We start from the raw sequence: 8,894 nt of genomic DNA, 5'->3' as shown, positions 1-8,894 counted from the left end.
TAGATATCGAAGAAGCAATAGAAGTTGTTCCAGACAAAGAAGAAGATTTAGTTTTTAGAGCGCCAATAGTAACCGTAATGGGTCACGTCGATCACGGTAAAACATCTTTACTGGATTATATTCGTAAGGAAAATGTTATTGCCGGTGAATCTGGAGGGATTACGCAACACATTGGTGCCTACGGAGTAACTTTGGATAACGGTCAAAAAATTGCATTCTTGGATACACCGGGTCACGAAGCGTTTACCGCAATGCGTGCTCGTGGTGCTCAAGTTACGGATATTGCCATTATTGTGGTAGCTGCCGACGACGACATCATGCCGCAAACCAAAGAAGCAATTTCCCATGCTCAAGCAGCTGGAGTTCCAATTATATTTGCTATCAACAAAATTGATAAACCGAATGCTAATGTTGAGAAAATCAAAGAGCGTTTGGCTAGCATGAATTTACTTGTTGAAGATTGGGGTGGAAAAATTCAATCACACGATATTTCTGCTAAAATCGGAACAGGTGTCAAAGAATTATTGGAAAAAGTATTATTGGAAGCAGAACTTCTTGACTTGAAATCCAACCCAAACAAAGCGGCTCAAGGAACTGTTGTGGAAGCGTTCTTGGATAAAGGAAAAGGTTATGTTTCTACCATATTAGTACAACATGGAACTTTGAAAATTGGAGATTACATGTTGGCAGGAAAACACCATGGTAAAATTAAAGCCATGCACGATGAAAGAGGAAACATTGTCAAAGAAGCTGGGCCTTCAACTCCGGTATCCGTTTTAGGATTGGATGGAGCTGCAACGGCAGGTGACAAGTTCAATGTTTTTGAAGATGAAAAAGAAGCCAAGCAAATTGCCGCCAAACGTTCCCAGTTGATGCGTGAACAATCCGTTCGTACACAACGTCATATTACTTTGGACGAAATTGGACGTCGTATTGCATTGGGTCAATTTAAAGAATTGAACATCATCCTTAAAGGTGACGTGGACGGTTCTGTGGAAGCCTTGTCAGACTCATTCTCTAAATTATCTACTGAAGAAATTCAAATTAATATTATTCATAAAGGTGTTGGAGCCATTACTGAAACTGATGTAATGTTGGCTTCTGCGTCAGACGCCATCATTATCGGATTTAATGTTCGTCCTGCCGGAAACGCCAGACAATTGGCTGACAAAGAAGAAATTGACATCCGTTACTATTCTATTATTTACGCCGCTATTGACGACTTGAAAGACGCAATGGAAGGAATGCTTGCGCCGGAAATGAAAGAAGAAATTCTGGGTACTGCCGAAATCAGGGAGATTTTCAAAATTTCTAAAGTAGGTTCTATCGCTGGTTGTATGGTTATGGACGGAAAAATTGCAAGAAACTCCAAAATCAGGATTATTAGAGAAGGAGTAGTTGTTTTTACTGGAGAACTATTGGCACTGAAACGTTTTAAAGATGACGTAAAAGAAGTCTCTAAAGGATACGATTGTGGTATTCAAATTAAAGGGTACAATGATATAGAAGAAAGAGACATTATTGAATCTTTCCACGAAGTGGCCATCAAAAAGAAATTGAAATAAAATTTCGATATATTTATAAGAAATCCCGAGCAATCGGGATTTTTTTTGTTTTAGATGATGCTTAATTGTTTTTCTGAAATGAATGGAATTTTTAGTAGATTTGTATAGAGAAAATTTGAAATGGGAACGGTCGCAAGTTTGTTTTTGGGATATCATATTTACTTATAAAATGAGAAAAATAGTTGTTATAATTGCTCTAGCAATATCGTTGATGAGTACAAAATGTGCAGAAGAACCTGTAAATATTGTTTTCGACAATGAATCAGACAGAAATGTTGTTTTTTCATTTACAAAAAATACAGATTCTTTAAAAAATGTTATTTCAGGGAAATTTTATTATGATTCTCGTTTTAAATATTTTCAGAGAAATAGTATAAGATTAGATACTTTAACAGGATCTGATTTGTAATACTATTTATCAAAAGACAATACTTTTTACACCTTTTATTTTTTAAGAGCTATAAAATTTGATACACTTACAAATAATTATATTTTTGAAAAAAAATATGACAGTATTAGTTTAGATAAGGAAAAGATTTTCATTGGGGATGAAGGGAATAATACATTTATATATACTAATAAGAAAATAGTTTTTAAAAGTCATATAGGTAATTAATTTTATAACTCAGTTTATGTAAGTATCTTGTAAATGCTAGCTTACAATTGCATTCTATCGCAAGAAACACAAACAAAAAAGCAACCCAGTTCGAGTTGCTTTTTTATTTAAAGAAAAAATTTGAGATTTACTTATTAGGTTTTATCAAAAGCACATTTTTGTATCTATCCTTAATGATTGCCAAATTTCTTTCGGCTTCGATGCGGGTTTTAAAGCTTCCTGCCCATACTTTATAGTTTGGCGTGTTAAAAACTATAGTCGCGTCTATATTTTTGAATTCAAGTCTAAAATCATTCAAGGTTTTTTTGGCATTTTCGCTGCTACCAGTAAAAATTTGAATTTTATAAGAATCATTTACCGTAAGAGAAGTATTTATTTTTCTTTTTTCGTTCAATAATTGTTCAAATTTCGGGTCTTGATTTACCGTGGTATTTTGCTCTTGTGCCCACGTTTTTGGCATCAAAGCAGTTAATAACAAGGATGATAAAATGATTTTTTTTAGGGTTAGAATTCTCATAATCTGAATGTTTTTATACAAAAATAGTGTTTATGTCTTAAAACTAAAACGTAATAATTATTTAGAATCAATATAAATTATATTTAAGACTATTTTAAGGTTTTGAGAATAGTTCTTAAAGTGTATTTTTGTCGAATATTTTAAATAAAGTGATTTTTATCATATTTTAAATCTGGCAAAAATCATATCAATACTGTAGATAATTACTATACTATATGAAAAAGATGGGTAACCATAATTCGATTCCAAGGAAATTATATTTAAGTTTAGCTTTGATGCTAACTTTGTCCTTAACTTCATTTGCACAAGATGCTGCTCCTGCAGCAACTGCAACTCCAGCAGATGCAACTGCGGCACCAGCTGCAGCTCAAGGTGGTGACCCCGTAAAAGGGAAGGAAATTTTCAATACAAATTGCGCCGCATGTCATAAATTGGATGCAAAAGCAACTGGACCGGCTCTTAGAGGCGTTGGTGCGAAGTATGAAAAAGCCTGGCTATACAAATGGATTCACAACAGTGCTGATTTGATTAAATCAGGTGATGCTCAAGCTGTCAAAGTTTTTGAAGCAAATAACAAGATACCAATGTCTCCTTTTCCACAATTATCAGAAGCGGACATTGATAATATCATAGCTTACACTATGGAGCCTAAAGCTGCTGCTGCTGCTGCTCCAGTTGCCACAGAAAAACTTCCGGGAGCTGATGCTAACGCGGGAGGTATTTCAAATAATGTAATTTTAGGTGCGTTGTCATTAATAATGGCAATACTTATTGTAATGTTGTTTTTGGTAAACAATGTGTTGAGAAAAGTTGCTGCGGCAAATGGAATTGACGTTACGCCAAAAGAACCAACGTTGCCTATATGGAAAGCATTTGTTAAAAATCAATTCTTGGTTTTGGTAACATCAATATTTTTATTGTTGGCTAGTGCGTTTTTTGTGTATGGATATTTTATGCAAGTTGGTGTGGATCAGGAATATGCGCCAATTCAGCCAATCCATTATTCACACAAAATACACGCAGGAAATAACGGAATTGATTGTAATTATTGCCATTCTGCTGCACGTGTCAGTAAAAATGCAGGAATTCCTTCTCTGAATGTGTGTATGAATTGCCACAAAAACATTTCGGAAGTTTCAGACACTACTGCCACGGCCGAGTATTCTAAAGAATTCTACGATAAAGAGATTGCAAAATTATACAAAGCTGTAGGTTGGGATAAAGACAATCAAAAATACACTGGAGTTACTCAACCTGTAAAATGGGTTCGTATTCATAACTTGCAGAGTTTTGTTTACTTCAATCACTCACAACACGTAACTGTTGCTGGAGTTGAATGTCAAACTTGTCACGGGCCGGTTCAAACTTATGAAATTCAAAAACAATTTGCTCCATTAACAATGAAATGGTGTATTGATTGTCACAGAAAAACAGAAGTTAAAATGGAAGGCAACGACTATTACACTAAAATTCACGAACAACTTTCCAAAAAATACGGTGTAGACAAATTGACTGCAGCGCAAATGGGTGGGTTGGAATGCGGTAAATGCCATTATTAATTTGTGCATTTGTGGATTCGGTTATTTGAAAACCGAATAACCAAAAAACCAAATTATCAAATAAAAAAAATAAATTAAGAAGCTAATATTTATATAGAATATGTCATCAAACAAAAAATACTGGAAAAGTGTTGAAGAACTAGACGGAAATAGTTCTATTGTTGAGGCGCTTAAAAATAACGAATTTGTTGAAGAAATTCCTACTGACGAGTTTTTAGGAAACAGTGGCGCATTGTCATCTTCATCAACATCACGTCGTGATTTTTTAAAGTACGTTGGATTTAGTACTGCGGCAGCTACGCTTGCGGCTTGCGAAGGTCCTGTGCACATGTCGATACCTTATGTAGTACAACCGGAACAAATCATTCCTGGTGTTGCAGATTATTATGCAACTTCGGTTTTTGATGGTTTTGATTTTGCCAATCTTTTAGTGAAAACACGTGAAGGTCGTCCTATTAAAATAGACAACAACACGATTGCAGGGGCCAAATTTTCGGCAAATGCCAGGATTCATGCTTCCGTATTGTCATTGTATGACAGTATGCGTTTGAAAGAACCAAAAATTGCAGGGAAAAAAGCTTCTTGGACTGAAGTGGATTCCAAAATAAAATCAGGTTTGGCAGATGCCAAAGCCAAAGGAGGGCAAGTTGTTCTTTTGACAGGTACATTGGCAAGTCCATCGACAGAAAAGTTGATTGCCGAGTTCTTGGGAAAAAATCCAAATGCAAAACACGTTATCTACGATGCGGTTTCTGAATCAGAGGCTTTGGATGCATTCGAAATGGTTTATGGAGAAAGAGCCTTGGTTGATTACGACTTTTCAAAAGCCTCTACCATTGTTTCTGTTGGAGCTGATTTTCTTGGAGATTGGCAAGGTGGAAGCTATGACTCCGGTTATGCCAAAGGAAGAATTCCTCAAGGACCAAAAGGAAATCAAAAAATATCTCGTCATTTCCAGTTTGAAGCGAATATGACTTTGTCCGGTGCTGCTGCCGACAAGCGTGTTGCTATGTCGACCGCCAATCAAAAGCAAGCATTGGTACATATATATAATGTAGTTGTTGGGGCTTCTGTTCCGGTAGCTTTAGATGCAAAATTCAAAGCTGAAGTTACTAAGGCTGCCCAACAGTTAAAAGTAGCTGGAAGCAAAGGAGTTTTGGTTTCTGGTATTCAAGATAAAAATGCACAGTTGTTGGTTTTGGCCATCAATCAAGTATTGACAAGTGAATCTTTTTCTACTGTTGGAACAAGACAAATCAGAAAAGGATCTAGTCAAAAAGTATCCCAATTGGTTAGTGACATGAAAGCAGGAAGCGTTCATACCTTAATCATGAGTGGCGTTAATCCAGTTTATACTTTGCCAAATTCGAAAGAGTTTGTTGAAGGATTGAAAAAAGTAAGTCTTTCGGCTAGCTTTTCTTTGAAAGAAGACGAAACGGCTTCAATAACCACTATAGCTGCAGCAGCCCCTCATTATCTAGAATCTTGGGGAGATGTGAGCATTACAAAAGGAACTTATGGTTTGACTCAACCTACCATTCGTCCTTTATTTGATACCAAACAATTTCAAGACGTTTTGTTGTCTTTGAATGGTATTCCTGGAACTTTTTACGATTATTTAAAAGCAAATTCGGCGTCAATCATTGCAAGTTCTACTTGGAATAAAGTATTGCACGACGGAATTTTTGTTGGAACTATACCTACAACTGCAGGTGGTACGGCTGATTATGCTGGTGCTGCCAATGCATTGTCGCAATCAAAAGCGGCACAAGGTCTTGAATTGGTTTTGTATACCAAAACTGGTTTGGGAGACGGTCAACAAGCTAATAACCCTTGGTTGCAAGAATTTCCAGATCCAATCACGAGAGTTTCTTGGGATAATTATGTTACTGTTTCGGCTGCCGATGCCAAGAAATTGGATTTGTCAAACGAGATTGTTGCAGATGGAGGTTTGAACGGAAGTTACGCTACAATTACTACCGCTGACGGAGTTAAACTTGAAAATGTGCCAGTAATTGTTCAGCCGGGACAAGCTGTTGGAACTGTTGGTTTAGCATTCGGTTATGGTAAAAAAGCAGCAATAAAAGAAGAAATGCAAGTAGGTTTAAATGCTTACTCATTATATAAAGGCTTTACCAATGTACAATCAGTTACATTGGCAAAAGCGGACGGAGTTCACGAGTTTGCTTGTGTTCAAGGTCAAAAAACATTGATGGGAAGAGGGGATATTATTAAAGAAACAACTTTAGAAATATTCAATACTAAAGATGCTGAAATATGGAATGAGCAACCAATGGTTTCATTGGATCACAAAGAAGTTAAAGCTACTTCTGTAGATTTATGGGATTCCTTTGATCGTTCTGTTGGACACCATTTTAACCTTTCAATCGATTTGAATGCTTGTACCGGTTGTGGTTCTTGCGTTATAGCTTGCCATGCCGAAAACAACGTTCCTGTTGTTGGAAAAGAAGAAGTAAGAAGAAGCCGTGACATGCACTGGTTGCGTATCGACAGGTATTATTCTTCCGAGGAAACTTTTGCTGGAGATATTGAAAGAAAAGAAAACATTGCAGGTTTGTCCAGTTCACTTTCCACATTTAATGAAATGGAGAGCGCCTCTGAAAATCCACAAGTTTCTTTCCAACCTGTAATGTGTCAACACTGTAATCACGCACCTTGTGAAACAGTTTGTCCAGTTGCTGCAACTTCACACAGCCGTCAAGGTCAAAACCACATGGCTTACAACAGATGTGTTGGTACTCGTTACTGTGCGAACAACTGCCCTTATAAAGTACGTCGTTTCAACTGGTTCTTGTACAGCAAAAACAGCGAATTTGATTTCCACATGAATGACGATTTAGGTCGTATGGTGTTGAATCCAGATGTAAGTGTTCGTTCTCGTGGGGTTATGGAAAAATGTTCTATGTGTATTCAAAAAACACAAGCAACTATTTTGGCAGCCAAAAACGAAGGAAGAGTTATTGTTGACGGTGAATTCCAAACGGCTTGTTCTAGTGCTTGTACTACTGGTGCAATGGTTTTTGGAGATGTCAATGATAAAGAAAGTAAAGTTGCCAAATTGGTAGAAGAAGATAGAATGTATCACTTGCTAGAGCATGTTGGTACAAAACCAAATGTTTTTTACCACGTTAAAGTTAGAAATACTTAAGATAAATTTAAAAATCAATTTAAAGGATTATGTCTCATATATACGACGCACCCATTAGAAAACCTTTAATCATAGGTGATAAATCTTATCACGATGTAACAGTTGATGTTGCTGCACCTGTAGAGGGAAAAGCCAACAAACAATGGTGGATTGTGTTTTCAATCGCATTAATAGCCTTCCTTTGGGGATTGGGCTGTATCATTTACACTGTTTCTACCGGTATTGGAACATGGGGATTAAACAAAACTGTAGGTTGGGCTTGGGATATTACCAACTTCGTTTGGTGGGTAGGTATTGGTCACGCGGGAACCTTGATTTCAGCAGTACTTTTATTGTTCCGTCAACGTTGGAGAATGGCGATCAACCGTTCTGCGGAAGCGATGACAATCTTCTCCGTAATCCAGGCAGGTTTGTTTCCAATCATTCACATGGGTCGTCCTTGGATGGCTTACTGGGTTGTTCCAATTCCGAATCAATTTGGTTCTCTTTGGGTAAACTTCAACTCTCCGTTACTTTGGGACGTTTTTGCAATTTCTACCTATCTTTCCGTATCATTGGTTTTCTGGTGGACTGGTTTGTTGCCTGATTTTGCAATGTTGAGAGACAGAGCCATAACTCCTTTCAATAAAAGAGTATATTCTATTTTGAGTTTTGGTTGGAGCGGAAGAGCTAAAGACTGGCAACGTTTTGAGGAAGTTTCCTTGGTTCTTGCAGGTTTGGCCACGCCACTTGTACTTTCTGTACACACCATTGTATCGATGGACTTTGCCACTTCCGTAATTCCGGGATGGCATACCACGATTTTCCCTCCATACTTTGTTGCTGGAGCGGTTTTCTCTGGATTTGCAATGGTAAACACTTTGCTTATCGTAATGAGAAAAGTATCCAATTTAGAAGCTTACATTACTATTCAACATATCGAATTAATGAACATTGTAATCATGATTACGGGTTCTATAGTGGGTGTGGCTTATATCACGGAATTATTCGTTGCTTGGTATTCAGGAGTGGAATACGAGCAATATGCATTCTTGAATAGAGCTACCGGACCTTACTGGTGGGCTTATTGGTCAATGATGACTTGCAACGTGTTTTCTCCACAGTTTATGTGGTTCAAAAAATTAAGAACAAGTATCATGTTCTCATTCATTATCTCCATTGTTGTAAATATTGGAATGTGGTTCGAAAGGTTTGTAATCATCGTAACTTCGTTACACAGAGATTACCTTCCTTCATCATGGACGATGTTCTCGCCAACATTTGTTGATATTGGAATTTTCATTGGAACAATAGGTTTCTTCTTTGTGTTATTCTTGTTATATGCTAGAACATTCCCTGTAATTGCACAGGCCGAAGTAAAAACAATTTTGAAAGGAACAGGAGACAATTTTATAAATGCAAGAGCAGCAAATAAAGATTCACACCATGAGTAATAAAGTTATATACGCCATTTATAATGACGATGATA

At 36.9% G+C, this 8,894-nt stretch carries 6 protein-coding genes; 5 read left to right on the top strand and 1 reads right to left on the bottom strand.

Annotated elements, in window-relative coordinates; all coding sequences use genetic code 11:
* Both infB and C0430_RS10480 read left to right on the top strand, forming a co-directional pair.
* On the top strand, positions 1–1,565 hold a 1,565-nt coding region (gene infB / locus C0430_RS10485), incomplete at its 5' end, for a translation initiation factor IF-2 (protein ID WP_290869431.1).
* 82 nt (positions 1,566–1,647) lie between these two features.
* Entirely contained in the window at positions 1,648–1,974 is a 327-nt protein-coding gene (locus C0430_RS10480) for a hypothetical protein (protein ID WP_290869428.1), read from the top strand.
* A gap of 334 nt (positions 1,975–2,308) precedes the next feature.
* On the opposite strand, the gene C0430_RS10475 is transcribed toward C0430_RS10480, so the two are convergent.
* Positions 2,309–2,698 (bottom strand): SPOR domain-containing protein, encoded by a 390-nt coding sequence (locus C0430_RS10475; protein ID WP_290869425.1) that lies wholly within the window; start codon positions 2,696–2,698, stop codon positions 2,309–2,311.
* Positions 2,699–2,913: 215 nt separating this feature from the next.
* Between C0430_RS10475 and C0430_RS10470 the strand changes: the two genes are divergently transcribed.
* From C0430_RS10470 to nrfD, 3 genes are all read left to right on the top strand, one after another.
* Positions 2,914–4,257, top strand: a complete 1,344-nt coding sequence (locus C0430_RS10470) for a c-type cytochrome (RefSeq protein ID WP_290869422.1) — start codon at positions 2,914–2,916, stop codon at positions 4,255–4,257.
* A 100-nt stretch (positions 4,258–4,357) separates the two neighbouring features.
* Positions 4,358–7,426, top strand: coding sequence for a TAT-variant-translocated molybdopterin oxidoreductase (locus C0430_RS10465; RefSeq protein ID WP_290869419.1), 3,069 nt, complete (start codon positions 4,358–4,360; stop codon positions 7,424–7,426).
* Between the two features lie 29 nt (positions 7,427–7,455).
* On the top strand, positions 7,456–8,859 hold the full coding sequence (gene nrfD, locus C0430_RS10460) for an NrfD/PsrC family molybdoenzyme membrane anchor subunit (protein ID WP_290869416.1): 1,404 nt from the start codon (positions 7,456–7,458) through the stop codon (positions 8,857–8,859).
* The last annotated feature ends 35 nt before the right edge of the window (positions 8,860–8,894 follow it).

Origin of the sequence: Flavobacterium sp. (genome assembly GCF_013823965.1) — a bacterium.
In the GTDB taxonomy this organism is placed as follows: Bacteria; Bacteroidota; Bacteroidia; order Flavobacteriales; family Flavobacteriaceae; genus Flavobacterium.
This window is presented reverse-complemented; position numbering and strand designations above follow the sequence as displayed.

Bases quoted from the DNA above. Each gene is read 5' to 3' on its own strand.
- C0430_RS10475 (WP_290869425.1), bottom strand. From the start codon at position 2,698: ATGAGAATTCTAACCCTAAAAAAAATCATTTTATCATCCTTGTTATTA.
- nrfD (WP_290869416.1), top strand. From the start codon at position 7,456: ATGTCTCATATATACGACGCACCCATTAGAAAACCTTTAATCATAGGT.
- C0430_RS10480 (WP_290869428.1), top strand. From the start codon at position 1,648: ATGGAATTTTTAGTAGATTTGTATAGAGAAAATTTGAAATGGGAACGG.
- C0430_RS10470 (WP_290869422.1), top strand. From the start codon at position 2,914: ATGAAAAAGATGGGTAACCATAATTCGATTCCAAGGAAATTATATTTA.
- C0430_RS10465 (WP_290869419.1), top strand. From the start codon at position 4,358: ATGTCATCAAACAAAAAATACTGGAAAAGTGTTGAAGAACTAGACGGA.